The 17,288-nt window shown below is 67.0% G+C and carries 17 protein-coding genes; 13 read left to right on the plus strand and 4 right to left on the minus strand.

From position 1 onward, the window contains the following. Positions 1 to 166: 166 nt before the first annotated feature. From R4823_RS11605 to R4823_RS11615, 3 genes are all read right to left on the minus strand, one after another. Positions 167 to 1,534, minus strand: coding sequence for an LssY C-terminal domain-containing protein (locus R4823_RS11605; RefSeq protein ID WP_338618731.1), 1,368 nt, complete (start codon positions 1,532 to 1,534; stop codon positions 167 to 169). A gap of 120 nt (positions 1,535 to 1,654) precedes the next feature. After that, the gene (locus R4823_RS11610; protein WP_338618732.1) at positions 1,655 to 2,764 is read right to left on the minus strand and encodes a methylated-DNA--[protein]-cysteine S-methyltransferase; all 1,110 of its coding nucleotides are present in this window, start codon (positions 2,762 to 2,764) and stop codon (positions 1,655 to 1,657) included. Between the two features lie 984 nt (positions 2,765 to 3,748). Continuing rightward, positions 3,749 to 4,720, minus strand: coding sequence for a tripartite tricarboxylate transporter substrate-binding protein (locus R4823_RS11615; RefSeq protein WP_176400841.1), 972 nt, complete (start codon positions 4,718 to 4,720; stop codon positions 3,749 to 3,751). 143 nt (positions 4,721 to 4,863) lie between these two features. On the opposite strand from R4823_RS11615, the gene R4823_RS11620 reads away from it, so the two are divergent. From R4823_RS11620 to R4823_RS11675, 12 genes are all read left to right on the plus strand, one after another. Further along, the gene (locus R4823_RS11620; RefSeq protein ID WP_087841181.1) at positions 4,864 to 5,793 is read left to right on the plus strand and encodes a LysR family transcriptional regulator; all 930 of its coding nucleotides are present in this window, start codon (positions 4,864 to 4,866) and stop codon (positions 5,791 to 5,793) included. A gap of 72 nt (positions 5,794 to 5,865) precedes the next feature. Continuing rightward, entirely contained in the window at positions 5,866 to 6,267 is a 402-nt protein-coding gene (locus tag R4823_RS11625; protein ID WP_087841182.1) for a RidA family protein, read from the plus strand. Positions 6,268 to 6,269: 2 nt separating this feature from the next. After that, entirely contained in the window at positions 6,270 to 7,226 is a 957-nt protein-coding gene (locus tag R4823_RS11630; protein WP_338618734.1) for a tripartite tricarboxylate transporter substrate binding protein, read from the plus strand. Between the two features lie 63 nt (positions 7,227 to 7,289). Continuing rightward, the gene (locus R4823_RS11635) at positions 7,290 to 7,976 is read left to right on the plus strand and encodes a GntR family transcriptional regulator (RefSeq protein WP_087841184.1); all 687 of its coding nucleotides are present in this window, start codon (positions 7,290 to 7,292) and stop codon (positions 7,974 to 7,976) included. Between the two features lie 76 nt (positions 7,977 to 8,052). Further along, complete coding sequence (locus tag R4823_RS11640; RefSeq protein WP_087841185.1) at positions 8,053 to 8,313, plus strand: AbrB/MazE/SpoVT family DNA-binding domain-containing protein; 261 nt, start codon at positions 8,053 to 8,055, stop codon at positions 8,311 to 8,313. Then, complete coding sequence (locus R4823_RS11645) at positions 8,310 to 8,705, plus strand: type II toxin-antitoxin system VapC family toxin (protein WP_087841186.1); 396 nt, start codon at positions 8,310 to 8,312, stop codon at positions 8,703 to 8,705. Before R4823_RS11640 ends, R4823_RS11645 begins: the two co-directional genes overlap by 4 nt. Positions 8,706 to 8,727: 22 nt before the next feature. Further along, positions 8,728 to 9,420 carry a PAS domain S-box protein gene (locus R4823_RS11650; protein WP_087841187.1) on the plus strand — a complete coding sequence of 231 codons (693 nt, stop codon included), beginning with the start codon at positions 8,728 to 8,730 and terminating at the stop codon, positions 9,418 to 9,420. Between the two features lie 111 nt (positions 9,421 to 9,531). Continuing rightward, a complete protein-coding gene (locus tag R4823_RS11655; protein WP_279818454.1) occupies positions 9,532 to 10,272 on the plus strand; it encodes a DUF3348 domain-containing protein in 741 nt (246 codons plus the stop codon). A gap of 10 nt (positions 10,273 to 10,282) precedes the next feature. Further along, the gene (locus R4823_RS11660) at positions 10,283 to 12,868 is read left to right on the plus strand and encodes a DUF802 domain-containing protein (RefSeq protein WP_338618738.1); all 2,586 of its coding nucleotides are present in this window, start codon (positions 10,283 to 10,285) and stop codon (positions 12,866 to 12,868) included. Beyond that, entirely contained in the window at positions 12,868 to 13,503 is a 636-nt protein-coding gene (locus R4823_RS11665) for an OmpA family protein (protein ID WP_087841190.1), read from the plus strand. The genes R4823_RS11660 and R4823_RS11665 overlap by 1 nt, the downstream gene beginning before the upstream one ends. Further along, entirely contained in the window at positions 13,496 to 14,098 is a 603-nt protein-coding gene (locus R4823_RS11670; protein WP_087841191.1) for a DUF2894 domain-containing protein, read from the plus strand. The genes R4823_RS11665 and R4823_RS11670 overlap by 8 nt, the downstream gene beginning before the upstream one ends. A 103-nt stretch (positions 14,099 to 14,201) precedes the next feature. Continuing rightward, entirely contained in the window at positions 14,202 to 14,957 is a 756-nt protein-coding gene (locus R4823_RS11675) for a YoaK family protein (RefSeq protein WP_132980309.1), read from the plus strand. 27 nt (positions 14,958 to 14,984) lie between these two features. Here R4823_RS11675 and R4823_RS11680 read toward each other — a convergent pair whose 3' ends face one another. Continuing rightward, positions 14,985 to 16,163, minus strand: a complete 1,179-nt coding sequence (locus R4823_RS11680; RefSeq protein WP_338618740.1) for an ABC transporter substrate-binding protein — start codon at positions 16,161 to 16,163, stop codon at positions 14,985 to 14,987. Positions 16,164 to 16,367: 204 nt separating this feature from the next. Between R4823_RS11680 and R4823_RS11685 the strand changes: the two genes are divergently transcribed. Beyond that, the gene (locus tag R4823_RS11685; RefSeq protein WP_087841194.1) at positions 16,368 to 17,273 is read left to right on the plus strand and encodes a LysR family transcriptional regulator; all 906 of its coding nucleotides are present in this window, start codon (positions 16,368 to 16,370) and stop codon (positions 17,271 to 17,273) included. Positions 17,274 to 17,288 lie beyond the last annotated feature (15 nt).

Here is a 17,288-nt window from a genome sequence, read left to right on the forward strand (position 1 = left end):
TGGCGGCACGTCGCCAGCGTCGGCGCTGGAAAACCGGATTCCCCCTTGCGAATTATGAATGATAATTGTTTTTATTTGTACTTGTGTTTACTTTTTATTCGAATGTTTGCTAGAGGCAACAGTGGTGTTCCCGTCCGGCGGGGGCGGGCGATCAGGCGTTTCTAGTTCATTTGCCGCAATGGCGCCTGGCGGGATCGCAGCCATCCGCATGCGGATGCCACTGGACGAATTCGGCGTCCTGCATGGCGCGCGGGCTTTGCGCCACGAAAAGCACCAGCCGCCGGCCATCGGTGAAATACGGATCGCCGGCCAGGTTGGCGCGAGGCTGCGCCTGGCTGGCCTCGCCCACGCCGTCGACGTAGCCCCAGCGTGCCACGTTGCTGGTCATCAGCATGTCCTGCAGCAGGTAGTCGCGGGCTTCGTCCACGTCGGGATCGATCACGTGCGTCGTCAGCGTGGGGGAGCGGGTGGTGACCTTCACGCCGATGTCGCGGCTGATCTGGCCAGCCCAGACCGGCACGCCGTCCACCTGCAACGGTGTCAGCCAAAGACGCAGATGATTGCGCTGCGAGATGCTGGCCCGCGCGCGCTGCATGGAGAAATCCTGTGGACGGCCATCGAAATGCAGCGCGCTGACCGGCGACGTGCGATAGCTGCCGCCGAAGGCAAACACGCCGATCATGCGGCCGACGCTGGACGCGTTGATGGTCTCGGTGAAATCCCATCCCGCCCGGACCAGCGCGACCAGCACGTCGTGCTCGGACCCGACCATCACCAGGTTCAGCGGATCGCCTTGCTCGCTGCCCTGGGCATTGGTGGTGCAGCAGGGGAGCTTCTGCAAGGCGGAGCCCAGCGAAGCCAGGTCGACCCGGACCCGGCGCTCCGGCTGATAAAGCCGCTCGGGATCGATGGTCTGGTAGTCGAAGCCGCCGCCAGGCAGTTCCCTGGCGAAGTCGAAGCGCAGCACATGCCGGGCCCCCAGCAGCTCGACGTTGACCAGCTTGATGCCCCGCGTGACATTGGTGTAGACGAAACCGCTGACCGTTTGGCCGGGCGGAACATGTACCTTGATCTGGCGCGCGGTCAACTGGCGTTCGATCTGCGCCGCCGGTGTGCCGCCCGAGCCCGAGTGGAAAAGATAGGCGGCCTCGCGCGCGGAGTAGAAGTCGCGATCCATGAACACCGGCATGAACCAGTAGGGAAGCGTGCTGCGGTTCTCGATCCTGACCCAGACGGGTTGCACGCCATGCTCGGCCAGGGGCAGTCCGAAGCTGGCTGCGCTTTCCTCGTCGCGCAGCGCCGCGACGCTGACGGTGACCTGGCCGCGTGTCATCGCCTGGCGATTCGCGCGATCCAGGTAGCTTCGTTCCGCCTGGGACGGATCCATGGAAGAGGCAGCCTGGGAGTCTTTCGGGGAGGCGGCCGGACCGGCGCAGGCGGACAGCAGGGACAGGGCGATCGCGCCGAGCAGGGCACGCGCCGAGGCGGCCGCACCGTCCATCCATCGGGTATCAAGGGCGCTGGGCTTGTTCATGGTCCCCCTTCGCATCGATAGGGGGCACCGCGCGATCACCCCCACTGCGCCAAGCTGGTGGCAAAAGCATCAATGATGCCGCAAAACCATTTCATAACCTTGCCGATTTTCAAATAACGATCATTTTTTATGTTGGCCTGGCCCACCTTGACCGTGGCAGAAGTGCGGCCGGGTTGCCGCGGAGCATTGCAGCCGCTGCTCATGCTCCAGCAGCCATTGCTTGCGGGCCAGGCCACCGCCGTAGCCGGTCAACGCCCCATCCTTGCCCACGACCCGGTGGCAAGGGACGACGATCGCCACCCGGTTGGCGCCATTGGCGCCCGCCACCGCGCGCACGGCCTGCGGCCTGCCCATCTTCGCCGCCTGCTCGGCATAGCTGGCGGTGTGGCCATAGGGAATGGCTTGCAGCGCCCGCCACACAGACTGCTGGAACTCGCTGCCCGGGGTATCGAGCAGCAGATCGAACCGCTGCCGCACGCCCGCGAAATACTCGCCGATCTCGCGCTCGGCCTGCCGCGTATGCGCGTTCTCGCCCGCCAGGATGCGCGCCCGCAGCAGCCGTTGCAGGTCCTTGAACTCGGTCTCCAGCATCCGGCGATCCACGAACTCCAGCAGGCAGAGGCCGCGCTCACTGGCGCAGGCGAACATCGGGCCCAGCGGCGTGGTGAAGCGATGGATCAACAACACGCTGGCCTCGGCCGTAGGCGCGCCGCCGGTCAGCTTCTTGACGGTGTAGCCAAAGCCGCTGAGCGACTCGTAGCCGTTGTCCAGCGCGGCGTCGGTCGCACGGCGGCCGGTCTTCAATTCCTCCAGCGCCGCATTGATGCGCAGCGAACGCTGGAACGCCTGGAAGCTCATGCGGTGGTGCCGCTGGAACCAGCGCCGGATCCGCTCGGGGCTCAGCCCGCGCTGCCTGAGCTGCCAATCGCTCAGTCGCTCCTTGGGATGCCGGCGCACCCAGTCGACAGCCTCGGCCACTTCCGGCGGCGCGGCATGGGCGTTCTCGATCGGCCTGCATACCTTGCAAGGCCGGTAGCCGGCATCCAGCGCTTCCTTGAAGTCGGTATAGAACACCACGTTCTCGCGCTTGGGCTTGCGGGCGCGGCAGGTGGCGATGCAGAACACGCCGGTGGTTCTTACGCCGACATAGAAGATGCCTACGTGATCGGCGGCGCGGTCGAGCAGGGCGCGGTAGTAGGTGTCGATTTGCCGGTTGTCGGTGATCAGCATGGTCGGAGGGCGGCTTGTCTGAATGGGGCCAGTATGGAGTTTGGCCCGGGCGCGTCACAACCGAAAAATGGACGAGTATTTCTTATTGTCCGGAAGCAGGGATAAGGCTGATTCTATCTGCGAACCGGCCGCTTCCAACAGTCTGCATTGGGAACCATACCTACAACAGCATGCTGGTTGGAGTCGATAGGACTGCGGCAGGATGGTTGACAGCGTTTGTCGGCGACCTATGCCGGCAACAGTCAAACGCCGGCGCATACCGAGAACTATGCCTATGACGCGAACTGCTACCTGACCACAGTGACCATTGGCGGGGTCGTGCGGGCCGAGCGGCTCAATGATGCGGCCGGGCGCGTCGTGCGCTATATCGAACGCAACGAGAACAACAGCGTGCGTACGGATGCGACGCGGACCTGGGACGCGGATGGATTGCAGACGCTGGAAACCGACAACCTGACGGGAAGGACGACGACCTACACGTACTCGGGAGAAGGTTCCTTGAGTACGGTGGTGTCCGAGGGCGGTGGCTCTGCCAAGACCACGACGAGCTATACCTATGAATGGTGGGACAGCGCCAAGCAGAAAGAGGTCAAGGCCCAAGGCGACAACGGCCAGTCCGGCTGGGCGCCGGGCTTCTCGCGGTTCACCTACGATGTAAACGGCAACGTCAAGAGCGCGACCGATGTCGTGGGCAAACGGGAGTTCCGTTATCTCGTCGACGGCGATGGACGAGTGCTGCGGCGGGACGAGTATCTGGGTAGTGAAACGAACGCGGCGGGGGAACTGGTCAGCGCACGCGGTAACCGCTCGCACTCCTACTACTACCTGGGGGGACACCGCGTCGGCAACGTCGGCAACGATGGTGTTGAAAGGGTGGACTACGCCCAGGAGCTGTCGCGGACGACACCCATTTCGACTGCGGCCGCAGATTCTTTCGCGGCCCGCCCAGGTTGCCGTAGAACAGGATTAAGCAAGGCAAGGAGCTCAGTTCTGTACGCTGATGGCCGCATCGGACACGACTTTCTTCCAGGCGGTGTAGTCCTGTTTGATGAAGTTGGAGAAGTCGCGCGGATTGGCATAAACGACTTCGATGCCGTTGTCCGCCAGGCGTTTGCGGACCTCGGCGGCCGAGAATCCTCGCTTGATGGCGGCGGCAATCTTGTCGACGATGGGCGATGGCGTGCCTTGCGGCGCGAGCACGCCGTACCAGGTCGTCACGACCATGCCGGGCAAACCGACTTCGACCGCGGACGGGGTGTCGGGCAACAGGGGTTGGCGCTCGCGAGTCAATACGAACATCGCTTTCAACTGCTGTCCCTTGATGAGGGGCACGGAGCTGGGCAAGCCGTTGATCACCATGTCGATCTGTCCGCCCACCGCCGAGGTCACCGCCTGCGAGGCGCCCTGGTAGGGGACGTGCAGGATGTCGGTGCCGGTCAATGCCTTGAATTTCTCGAAGGCAAGGTGGTTGGATGATCCGGCGCCGCCGGAGCCGTAGCTGAACCGGCCCGGATGGGCGGTTAGCCGTGCGCGCAGGGCGGAAAAGTCGTCCTGGCCGAATTTCTGTGGATTGACCACGAATACGTTGGGCACCTCGGCGACCATGGCCACGGGTGCCAGATCGGCCAAGGGGTCGAAGCGCAGGCTCTGGTTGATGGCGGGGGTAATCGTCAGTGTGGGCGAGGTCAGCAGCAGGGTATAACCGTCGGGCTGGGACTTGGCGACGTGTTCCATGGCGATGCGTCCGCCGGCGCCGGACTTGTTTTCCACCACGACTGGCTGGCCCAGTTCCTGTGTCAGCCGCTCGGCCAGCATCTGGCCGACGACGAAGGTGGCGCCGGTGGGGAAGGGCAAGATCAGCTTGACGGGCTTGGCCGGATAGCTCTTGGCTTCGCTGGCGATCGCAAGCGTGGAACAGGCCGCCAACAGGGCGCCCAGTAGCCAGGTCGGTTTCATCGCTGCCTCCTTATGCTTGTATTTGGCAGGCATGCTACGCGCCGTCGAACGGGGTGTCGGCGGGGTGGCGCTTATGAAGGAAATAAGCGGCGTCTAATGGGCGCAGGTTCGAGACTGCGCTTGCCCACTATTAGGGAGCCTCTATGCACCCGTTGGCCAATGTCGACTTTCGTACCCTGCAGATTTTCCTGACGTTGATGACCGAGCGAGGGGTGACGGCCACATCGCTGGTGGTGGGCGTTTCGCAGCCGGCCATCACGCAGGCGCTGAACAGGCTGCGCAAGACCTTCGGCGATCCGCTGCTGGTGCGCAGCCCGCAAGGCATGCAGCCGACGGAAAAGGCATTGGCCCTGGAGCGCGAGACCAGGCGTTTCCTGGAGGAGGTCGCGCAGATCCAGGCGTCGCAGGAGGATTTCGATCCCTTGCGCGAGCGGCGCGAGGTCGTGCTGACCGCCCCGGAGTATCTGGAGCAGTTGCTCCTGCCGGTCATAGCGACCGTGCTGCGGCGCGATGCCCCGTACGTCACGTTGAGCATACGTTCGCCCGACCAGCGGCGCATCGATGCGCTGCTGGCCGCGGGCGACGTGAATTTCCGGCTGGGGTGGGTGCGCGATCCCCAGCCCTCGGTGCGGGCCATGCCGCTGTTCGAGGACGATGTGGTGGTGATCGGCGGGCCCGGCAATCGGGCGCTGGCCGAGCGGCTGACATTGCCCGCCTACGTCGCCTTGCCGCACGCGCGCTTGCTGGGAAGCGGCCGTACCACCTCGGGCCGGGTGATCGACGAGTTCATCAAGCAGCATGGCCAGAGTCTGGCGGTCTGCATCCATGCCCAAGGGTTGATGGCACTGCTCGGCACGCTGATGGTGTCCGATGCCGTCGCCACGGTGCCGCGTCGCGTGGCGCTGAAGATACAGGAGGCATTTCCGGTGCGGATGGTTGATTTCCCGGGCCGTTTGCCGCGTGTCAGCAATGCCTTGTACTGGCACGAGCGTACCCAGCGCAGCGCCTTCCACCAGTGGTTCCGGGGAGTGATCGGCCAGGCGGCCAGGCATGCCGCTGCGACATATGCATGACCGGGTAGCGGTGGCTGGGTTTTTGTGGAATGATTGTGAAATATCACAAATATTTCACAAGGAGTGCCCTTCATGCCACGCAAGCAGCGCATCACCACCCCCCACGTCGCCGAAGCCGCCCCCGGCCTTTGGTCCAACTGCCTGCAAGTGGGCGACACTCTCTACCTGTCGGGCCTGACCTCTCGCGCCAACGACGGCGAAACCATCCAGGGCAGCGACGAGTACGAGCAATCGCAGTTCATCTTCGCCAAGATCAAGCATCTGGTGGAAGCGGCGGGCGGCAAGATCGACGACGTGGTCACGCTGACGGTGTTCGTGACGCGCATGTCGGGCAACCAGGGGGTGTGGAAGGCGCGCCGCGAGTTTTTCACGGGCGATTTTCCGGCCTGCGCGCTGGTCGAGGTGAAGGGGCTGGCCAAGCCGGAAATCCTGGTCGAGATCCAGGGCCAGGCCAGACTGGGCGCGGGGGGCTGATCATGAAGAAACTCGTGTTGGGTCTGGCGTTGTCGTTGGCATCCACTGCCCCGATGGCGCAGTCGTTTCCCTCGCAGCCGCTGACGCTGATCGTGCCCTATGCCGCGGGCGGATCGTCCGATGCCCTGGCACGCGCGCTGGCCCAGGTGGTGGGCAAAGCGGCGGGAGTGTCGGTGGTGGTGGAGAATCGTCCCGGCGGCGGCACCGTCATCGGCACGCAGGCGCTGCTGGCCAAGCCGGCGGATGGGCAGACTGTGCTGATGATGGCGGCGAGCTTCGTCATCAATCCCTATCTGATCAAGAACCTGCCGTTCGATACGCGCAAGGATTTCCAGCCGGTGACGGCGCTGGCCTCGAATCCGCATGTGTTGGTGGTCTCGTCCAAGGTGCCCGCCCAGGACCTGAAGGGGTTCATCGACTGGACGAAGGCGCAGCAGGGCAAGGCGAGTTTTTCGTCCTTCGGCAATGGCTCGTCGGGCCACCTGGGCTTCGAGCTGTTCAAGCAGCGCGCGGGCGTGGAGATGCTGCACGTGCCTTACAAGGGCTCGGCGCCGGCCACGATGGCGGTGCTGTCGGGCGAGGTGGACGCGACGCTGGGCGACGTGGGCGTGGTGGCGCCGCACATCGCGGCGGGCAAGCTGAAGGCGCTGGCGGTGTCGGGGGCGAGCCGCTCGGCCGCGCTGCCCGGGGTGCCGACTTTCGCCCAGGCGGGATTGGAGGGGTTCTCGTCGGAAACCTGGATGGGCCTGCTGACCCGCGCCGGCGTGGCGCAGGACCGGGTGGAACGTCTGCATGACCTGTTCGCCCAGGCCTTGAACGACCCGGAGGTGCAGAAGACGCTGCAGCAGCAAGGCATGGAGGCCAAGCCCTCGGCCCCGGCCGAGTTCGCGCGTTTCCTGCAGCAGCAGTCGGACCAGTACCGCGTGGCGGTGGAGAAGGCGGGACTCAAGCCGGAATGAGCCGAGGCGGGGCGCCCGCGAGGCTACAATCGCGGGCGCACTTGCCACGCTTCATCCATCCGCATGCCCAGACCTTCGAAGACCTCGCGTATTGCCGCCGCCCGCGACGGCGATGAACATGCCGGTGGCTCGCCCTCGCTGGGCGAGCAGGCCTACGTGGCGGTCAAGCGGATGATCCTGTCGCACGAGCTGCGGCCGGGCGAGCACATCAATGTCGCGCAGTTGTGCCAGCGGCTGGGCCTGGGCCGCAGTCCCATCCACCTGGCCACGCACCGGCTGGCGCGCGAGGGGCTGGTGGAGATCCTTCCGCGCAAGGGGCTGCTGGTGAAGGCCGAGACCCTGGACGGTTTCCTGGAACTGATCGCGGCGCGGCAGTTGATCGAGCCTTTCCTGACGGGGCTGGCGGTGGATCGCATGCGTCCGGAGATCGTGGAGCAGTTGCAGGAACTGGTGGACGCCGGCTGGGAACGCTACCGCCAGAAGGACCACGCGGGCGGCATGGAGGTCGACCGGCGTTTCCATCATTTGTTGTACGACACGGCGGACAACCGCACCTTGTCGGATTTCGCGGCGCTGTTGCTCGATCGTTCCATGCTGCTGTGGTTCCGCCCCAAGGTGGATGCGGGCGAGCGCGCGAACGTGGCGGAGCTGGAGGATCTGCTGGACTGCATCCGGCGCGGCGACCGCGACGGGGCCGTGCGGACGATGGAAGCGCACGTGGGGTCGATCCGGCAGAAGTACCTGGGTTGAGTTCTCCGACTACCTTCCATTTATCTTTCATGTAATGCAAAATTGCATTACAATGACCGGGTAATGGAGGTAAGCCATGAGCATATTGACCGTGACCGCCCGGGGCCAAGTCACCTTCCGGAAGGAAGTCTTGCAACACCTTGGGATCAAGCCGGGCGACAAGATCGAACTGGATCTGCTGCCGGATAATCGGGCCTCCTTGAAAGCCGCGGAGCGGAAAGGATCCTTCCGGGAATTGCGCGGCATCCTGAAAGGCAAGACCAACGGCGCCAAGCTAAGCATCGAGGACATCAACGATGCGATAGCGGAAGGTGCCATGAAGGCCGATGGGCAATGAAAGTTACCGCCGACACGAACATCATCCTTCGCAGCATCGTTGACGATGACGAAGCCCAAACGACCCGGGCCATCGAGCTACTGGAAACCGCTGACATGGTGGCGGTGAGCCTCCAGACGCTGTGCGAAGTCGTTTGGGTGTTGCGCGGTCGGTATGAGGTGGACCGCGCGGATATCGCCGTGGCGATCCGCGCGCTTTTGAGCACGAACAACGTCGTTGTCAATCGTCCTGCGGCCGAGGCCGGCCTGGCGTTGCTGGAGGCCGGCGGCGATTTTGCCGATGGGGTAATTGCCTATGACGGAACGTGGCTCGGCGCGGAAACCTTTGTGTCGTTCGACAAGAAGGCGGTGTCTCTGCTAACAAAGCAGGGGTATTCTGCAAAGCTGCTTTGACGAACCATTGCCCGAATGACCCATGGCCAAGCTGCCGCCCGCCGAAGTCCTGGACCTGCTGCTCGATGCCATCTGCGTCGTGGACCATGACGGCCGTTTCCTGTCGATCACGGGGGCGGGCGAGAGCATCTTCGGCTACAAGCCCGAGGAAATGCTGGGCCGCCGCATGATCGAGTTCGTCCATCCCGATGACCGCGCCCGCACGCTGCAGGCGGTCCAGCGCATCGAGGCCGGCTATCTCCAGCGCTATTTCGAAAACCGCTATGTCCGCAAGGACGGCAGCGTGGCCCACATCATGTGGTCGGCGCGGCTGTCGGACGACAAGACGCATCGCGTGGCGGTGGCGCGCGACATTTCCGCCCGCGACGAGGTACTGCCGGACGAGCGCCTGAAGCCGGCGGCGGCAGGGGAGACATGGCGGCTTTCCTCGGCGCCGCCCAGCCTTACCCCGCCCGGATTCGGGCCGATCCCGCTATCGGCGCAGGACTACAAGGTGCTGCGCGCCCTGGCCAACGGCACCGGCGAGTGCGTGACGCGCAAGGCCATCGTGCAGGCGCTGGACGAGAACTTCCTGGACTACGACCAGCGCCGCCTGGATACGCAGATGCGCCGTCTGCGGCGCAAGGTGGAACAGGCGTGCGGGCTGGAATTGCCGGTGTCGACGGTGCGCAGCCAGGGGTTCAAGGTCTACCGGAAGATCGAAGTGGCCGACTAGGGCCTGTTCCCGCTCTGTCAATGCAGATGTAACCACTTCTGTTCCCGTTGCCCCAGGCGGTTTGCCGGGCGGCCGGCCGTGTAAACTTCCGGCTTTTGCCCGTCCGGTCCCATGGCGCACATGTCCGGGCGCACAGGCGCCAGCGGTCCGGCTTTCGTCCGCCTGCTTGCCCGCCTGGCGCACGCCCACGTTCCCACCCCCCGGCAGCCGCTTGCCGACCGGCTGAGCCTGTGGCTCGGCTGGACCGATGCCATCGCGCTGTCCGCGGTGCTGAGCGGCAACGCGAAAGCGGCGTCCGCCAGCACGCCTGCCTGCGATACGGCCGCGCGGGAGGACTGCGTGCGGGTGCGGGACGAACTGGCCCAGGCCATCGAGCAGGACAGGGTGCTGCGCCCGGTGCGCAGCCGCCATCGTCGCGATCCGGCGCTTCTGGTCGATCCGGACGACGACACCGATTTTTCCCGCTACCGCCAGCGCTACCTGGCCAAGCAGCAGCAGATGGAGACCGGCATCGCGGCCCTGCGCGGCCGGTTGCGCGCCATGCTGGCCGCCGGGTCGCCCGACATGGCGCGGCTGGCGGCCGTGGACGCCGTCATGGAGCGGGTGCTGGGCACGCAGGAGCGCAACCTGTTGGCCTCGGTGCCCGGCCTGCTGGAAGGCCATTTCCTGCGCCTGCGCAAGGCGGGCCGGGATCCCGCCGAGAAGACGCAGGAGGCCGGCGCGCCGGCCAGCAACGATCCCGGCCCCTGGCTGGACACCTTCCGCGCGGACATGCGGGGCGTCCTGCTGGCCGAACTGGATTTCCGATTTCAACCGGTCGAGGGGCTGCTGGCGGCCCTTCGCGCAAGCTGATTCGTCCTAGATGAGCAGATATCTTCCTTTCGTGGTTTTCTTCGTGGGTCTGGCCGTCGTGGGCTGGGTGGGCGTGGGCTATGTCGGCTCGAACCTGCTGGCGCTGGCGGTGATCCTGCTGATCGCCGCGTTCTACGTGCTGGGCGGGCTGGAACTGCGGCGCTTCCACGAGGCGACGTCCTCGCTGGCGCGGGCCACGGCCGACCTGTCGTCCCCGCCATCCAGCCTGGGGACGTGGCTGGAGCAAGTGCACCCCTCGCTGCGCAACGCCGTCCGGCTGCGCGTCGAGGGCGAAAGGGTGGGGCTGCCGGGCCCGGCGCTGACACCGTACCTGGCCGGACTGCTGGTGCTGCTGGGCATGCTGGGTACGTTCCTGGGCATGGTGGCGACGCTGCGTGGCACGGGGGTGGCGCTGGAGAGCGCGACCGACCTGCAGGCGATCCGGGCGTCGCTGGCGGCGCCGGTCAAGGGACTGGGCTTCGCGTTCGGGACGTCGGTGGCCGGCGTGGCGGCATCGGCCATGCTGGGGCTGCTGGCCTCGTTGTGCCGGCGCGAGCGCCTGCAGGCGGCGCAGGCGCTGGATACGCGCATCGCGACGGTGCTGCGGCCGTATTCGCTGGCCCACCAGCGCGAGGAGTCGTTCAAGCTGTTGCAGCGGCAGGCGGAGCTGATGCCGGCGCTGGTCGACCGGCTGCAGGCACTGGCGGAGTCCGTGGCCAAACACAACGAGGCCCTGGGCGAGCGCCTGGCCGCCGGGCAGGAAAGCTTCCACGGCCGGGTCGAGTCCGAGTACCGGCGCCTGGCCGGTTCGGTGGAGCAAAGTCTGAAGGAAAGCCTGGCCGACAGCGCGCGGGTGGCCGGCGCCACGATCCAGCCGGTGGTCGAGTCCGCGATGGCCGGCCTGGCGCGCGAGACGGCCAGCCTGCACCAGACGGTCACGCAGGCGGTGCAGCGGCAGCTGGACACGCTGTCCAGCCGCTTCGAAGCCAGCACCGCCACGGTGGCCGATACCTGGAGCACCGCGCTGGGCGAGCACCGGCGGACCAGCGACGCGCTGGCCGGCGACCTGCGCGCGGCGCTGGACGGATTCGCCCGGACTTTCGAGCAGCGCTCGGCCAGCCTGGTCGACGGCATGTCCACCCGCCTGGAAGCGTCGGTGGACAAGGTGTCGTCGACCTGGGGGACGGCGCTGGCGGCACACCAGCAGACCAGCGAGACCCTGTCGGGCGAACTGCGCGCCACCTTCGACGGCGTCGCGCAGGCCTTCGCCCGGCGTTCGACCGAGATGGTGGAAACCGTGGCCGCGCGGCTGGAGGGCGTGGCCGGCCAGGTGTCGCAGGCTTGGAATGCGGCGCTGGCGGGGCACCAGCGTACCAGCGAGGCGCTGGCCGGCGACGTCCGTGCGTCCTTCGAGCGGCTGGCGGGGGATTTCGAGCAGCGTTCGGCGGGGCTGGTGGACGGGATCGCCGCCCGGCTGGATGCCACGGCCGGGACGGTGTCCGGTGCCTGGAGCATGGCGCTGGACGAGCACCGGCGCACGGGCGAGGCCCTGGCCGGCGACATGCGTGCGTCCTTCGAGCGTTTCGCGGCCACTTTCGAGCAAGGGGCGGCCAGCCTGGTGGAGCGCGTGGCCGGCCAGCTCGAGGCCACGGTCCAGAACGTATCGGGCGCCTGGAACGAGGCGCTCGCGCGGCATGGACAGGTCAGCGAGCAGTTGTCCGGCGACACGCGCCAGGCGCTGGCCGAGGCCGCGGCCACCTTCGAGCGCCACGCGGTTTCGCTGCTGGACACGGTGGGACAGGCCCATGGCGAGCTGAGGTCCGAGCTGGCCGCGCGCGACGAGGCGCGGCAGGCGGCATGGACCGGCGCCCTGGAGGCCCTGGCCGGGTCGCTCAGCCAGGAATGGCGCGAGGCCGGCGAGCGGATCGCGGGCCGGCAACAGGAAGTCTGCGAGACGCTGGCGCGGACGGCGGGCGAGATGACGGCCGAGTCCCAGGCCCATGCGCGCGCCACCATCGCCGAGATCGAGCGGCTGGTGCAGGCAGCCTCGGAAGCCCCGCTGGCGGCGGCCCGGATCATCGGCGAACTGCGGCAGCAATTGTCCGACGGCATGACCCGCGACAACGCGATGCTGGAAGAGCGCGAGCGCCTGCTGCAGACGGTGGGCAGCCTGCTGGACACCGTCAACCACGCCAGCACCGAACAGCGGGAGGCGGTCGATGCGCTGGTGGCGGCGTCGGCCGAGATGCTGGAACGGGTGGGGACGCGCTTCACCGAGCAGGTCGGCGCCGAGACCGACAAGCTGGAGTCCGTGGCCGCGCAGGTCACCGGCAGCGCCGTCGAGGTGGCCAGCCTGGGCGAGGCGCTGGGCCAGGCGGTCAAGCTGTTCGGCGAGTCCAGCGACAAGCTGATGGAGCAGCTGCGCGGCATCGAGGGCGCGCTGGACAAGGCCATCGCCCGTAGCGACGAGCAGCTTGCCTACTACGTGGCGCAGGCCAAGGACGTGATCGACCTGAGCATGATGTCGCAGAAACAGATCGTCGAGGAGCTGCGGCAGCTCGACACGCAACGGGCGCCGGTGGGCGACGCGACCTGATGGCCGACGATATCGAATCCAACGTCGAGCCGGCATCGCCCGTCTGGGCGGTGTTCGGCGACCTGATGTCGGTCATGCTGGGGGCCTTCGTGCTGCTCCTGGTGGGCGTGATCGGCACGCAACTGGAGCTGTCCACCAAGCTCGAGGAAGAGGTGCAGCGCAGGCAGGGCGAGGCGCAGCGGCGGCAGGCCCTGGAGCAGGCGCTGGCCGGACCGCTGGCCGCGGGACGGGTGACGCTGGTCGATGGTCGCATCGGCATCAGCGGCAACGTGCTGTTCGCGTTGAACTCCGACGCCCTGCAGCCCGAGGGCCGGCAGTTGCTCAAGAGCCTGGTGGGGCCGCTGGGCGCCTACCTGAAGGCCCGCGACGAGATCATCATGGTGAGCGGGTTCACCGACGACAGGCAGATCCGCGAGGGCAACCGCCGCTTCGCCGACAACTGGGAACTGTCGGCGCAGCGGGCGCTGACGGTCACGCGCGCCCTGATCGACGAGGGCATCCCTTCGTCTTCGGTGTTTGCCGCGGCCTTCGGCGCCGAGCAGCCGGTGGCGCCCAACGCCGACGAGGACGGCCGTTCGCGCAACCGGCGCGTGGAGATCGCGCCCATGCCCCGGTCTTCCCAGCGCCGTGAGTAAGGACGTCGTTACCGAGGCGGCGGCGCTGCTCGATGCCTGGCGGGGGCAGGGAGCCGATCGCGTCGACCCGCTGCGTTTCCATTTCATCGAGGCGCTGGCGCGGCGGGCATCCGGCCACGAGGGCGAGGCGCGCCGCGTCCTGGACGAGAAGCTGGCCGCCGCACTGGCGGACTATGCCCGCGACGTGGCGCAGGCCGCGGATGCGAGCGAGGCCGTGGCGGCGCCCGTGGCCGCCGACGGCCTGACCACGCTGGTGGATCTCCTGTCCGCGAACGGCGCCGCGCTTCAGGATGCCGCCGGCGACATGGCGGTGCTGGACTACTTCCGTGGCCTGTGGGCCGAGCTGCGCGTGGGCCGGGAATTGCGGCAGGCCCTGGAGAACGTGCCCGAGAACGCCGGGCCGCTGAATTCGCTGCATCTCGTCCACCAATCGCTGATGCTGATGCACGACCTGGCGCCGGGATACCTGCGGCATTTCCTGTCGTATGCCGATACCCTGTCGTGGATGGAGCGCATGAGCGGCGCCGACCTGTTGCTGGGAGCCGCTGCGCGCGCCGAGGCGCCGAAGAAGGGCGGCAAGGGCAAGCCGGACTGAAGCCGGCTTCCGCAGGGCGCGGGAAAACGTCTATGCTTGGCGGGTCGCCCGGCGCGGCCTCTGCTGGCCCATGCGCCGCCGCCGTTCCCGGAATGCCCGCGCCATGCCCCTGTTCTACCTACGCAGACTGACCGCCGTCGAACGCACGCCCCAGGCCAACCGCCATCTCGCCTATTTCCTGGCCTTCGTCGCCGGCGCGGTGAACGCGGGCGGTTTCCTGGCGGTGCAGCAGTACACCTCCCACATGTCCGGCATCCTGTCGTCCATGGCCGATCACCTGGCCCTGGGCGGCATCGCCTTCTTCCTGCAGGGGCTGGCCGCGCTGCTTTTCTTCGTGCTGGGGGCCGCGACCTCGGCGGTGCTGATCAACTTCGGCCGCCGCTCGCGCCTGGCCAGCGAGTATGCGCTGCCGCTGCTGCTGGAGGCCGGGCTCCTGCTGTGCTTCGGCCTGCTGGGCGGCAACATCGAGCAGTTCCGCTGGCTGGCGGTGCCCGCGACCGTCATGCTGCTGTGCTTCATCATGGGCTTGCAGAACGCCATCATCACCAAGATCTCGCGCGCCGAGATCCGCACCACCCACGTCACGGGCATGGTGACCGACATCGGCATCGAGCTGGGCAAGCTGTTCTACTGGAACGTCTCGCGCGAGGCCGATCCGGGGCATTTCGTGCGGGCCGACCGCGCCAAACTGCGCGTGCTGAGCATGCTGGTGGGACTGTTCTTCGCCGGCGGCGTGGGCGGCGCGCTGTCGTTCGCCTATTTCGGCTTCGTGTCCACCGTGCCGCTGGCGGTGCTGCTGGGCCTGCTGGCGGCGATGCCGGTGGCCGAGGACCTGCAAGGGTACTGGCGGCACCACTAGGGGGTGCCGCGCGCGGCGGCGTGATGGTCACGCGCCCTCGGCCTTGAGCGCGCAGTCGCGCGCGTAGGCGTCCTCGTGGTCGGCCAGCACGTTGGGCACCAGCACCTTGAAGGCGGGCTTGCCGCCCGTGCCTTCCACCACCTGGTAGATGTGGTAGTTCTGGACAGGGTAGTTGTTGCGGTTGAACCGGAAGGGGCCGCGCACCGACTTGAACGGCGCGCCGCGCAGCGCGGCGGCCAGCGCGCGGCGGTCGGACACGTCGCCCGAGCGGGCGCGGACGGCGGCGTCGATCAGCATGGCGGCGTCATAGCTGAACGCCGCATAGGATGTCGGCGTGCGCTTGTACTTTTTCTCGAAAGCGGCGACGAAGCGGCGCGACTCGTCGTTGTCGGCGCCGGGCTGCCAGGATTCGGCCACGATGGCGCCGACGCCGGCCTTACCCATGGCGTTCACGCTGCCGGGCTCGACGGTATGCACCGAATACATGGGCAGCTTCTGCAGCATGCCGAACTGCTGGTACTGGCGCACGAAGCTGACGCCCTGGCTGCCCGGGAAGAAGGCGAACAGCCCCTTGGCGCCCGAGTTGCCGGTGGCGGACAGCTCGGCCGAGAAGTCGAGCTGGGTGAGCGGGGTATAGGTTTCCTGCGCGATCTTGCCGCGATAGAAACGCTTCAGCCCGGTGACCTTGTCCTTGGAGCCCAGGAAGTTCGGCGCGAGGATCGCGATCGGATCGATGCCCTTGTCCTGGAGATACTTGCCCATGGCCTCGGCGGTGGCGTCGCTCTGCCACGAGGTGATGAAGAGATTGGGCTTGCACTGCGCACCGGCCGTGGGCGAAGGGCCGGCCACCGAGCCGATGAAGGGGATGTCCGTGCCGGCGATCTTCCCCTGCAGGGCTATCAGGACGTTGGCGTAGGTCAGCCCGGTGACCACGTCCACCTTGTCGCGGTCCAGGAGCTTGGTCAGCGCCTGGACCGCGATCTCGGGCTTCATCTGGTCGTCTTCCCGGACGACCCGGGTGGCGACGCCGCCCAGTTTTCCCTGCATCTGCTCGACGGCCAGCATGAAGCCGTCGTACTGGTCCTGTCCCACGTCGGCCGACGGGCCTGACAGGGTGGCCAGGAATCCTATCCTGAGTTCGGCCGCCGCCGTGCCGCAGGCGGCCGCGGCGGCCAGGCCGAGGGTCAATGCCAGAGTGCGTCGCATGTGTGTCTCCCTTGTTGAATGTCCTGCCCGCAGCCCTATTGGGGCATGCCCGCATGCCTGCGGACCGGGCATCACCGTGCTTTATAGTTGTGCCGTTGGTTGGCCAGTATCCGCGCCTGCCGGCCCGCCATCCATGGGCCGGCGGTGATTCCAGGCTATTAGCGGAATTGATAGTTTTTCCTGGGTTGCGACCGGAGCCGCGACGTGAAAGACCTGAATCTGCTGTATGTGTTCGAGGCGCTGTGGCGCGATCGCTCGGTTACCCTGGCCGCCGAGAACCTGGGCGTGACGCAGGGGGCGGTCAGCAGCGCGCTCAAGCGCATGCGCGAGGAGTACCGGGACAAGCTGTTCGTGCTGGCCGGCCGCCGCATGGAGCCCACGGCGCTGGCGGCCGAGATCGCGCCCGCGCTGCTCGAATCGCTGAACGCGATACGCAAGACGTCGGGCATGTTGTCGTCGTTCGACGCGGCGCAGTCGCGGCGGGCCTTCACCATACGCACGCGCGACGTGGGCGAGGTGGTGGTGCTGCCCAGCCTGTACACCCGCATCGCCCGGGCCGCGCCAGACGTCAAGCTCAACGTCGTGTTCGCGCCCATCGACGAGACCGTGCAGGGCCTGTCGACCGGCCGCATCGACGTCGCGCTGGGCTACCTGCCGGCGCTCGAGCGCAACATCCACCGGAAGGTGCTGTTCAAGCAGCGTTACTTGTGCCTGATGCGGCGGGACCATCCCATCGCCAGGCAGGAACTGACGCAGAAGCGCTTCGTGGCCCAGCAGCACCTGCTGGTGGAGTACGCCGGCAGCGGCCACATCCTGCTGGAGCGGGCGCTGAACGAGGTGGGCGCCCGCGACCGGATCCAGGTGCGCATGCAGCAATACCTGGCGGCCCCGCACCTGGTGCTGAACTCGGACCTGATCTGGACCTGCCCGGAGTCGCTGGTGGTGGAGCTGTGCAAGTATTTCCCGCTGGCGGTGAAGCCGGTGCCGCTGCCGCTGGGCCATTTCGAGGTGGCGCTGTACTGGCATGACCGTTTCCACAAGGATCCGGCCAGCCAGTGGTTCCGGGCGCAGGTGGTCGACTGCATCGACGGCATCGGCTTCCGGCCCTGAGCGCAGGGCGTGCGC

Origin of the sequence: Pigmentiphaga sp. CHJ604, assembly GCF_036972535.1 — a bacterium.
GTDB lineage: Bacteria > Pseudomonadota > Gammaproteobacteria > Burkholderiales > Burkholderiaceae_B > Pigmentiphaga > Pigmentiphaga daeguensis.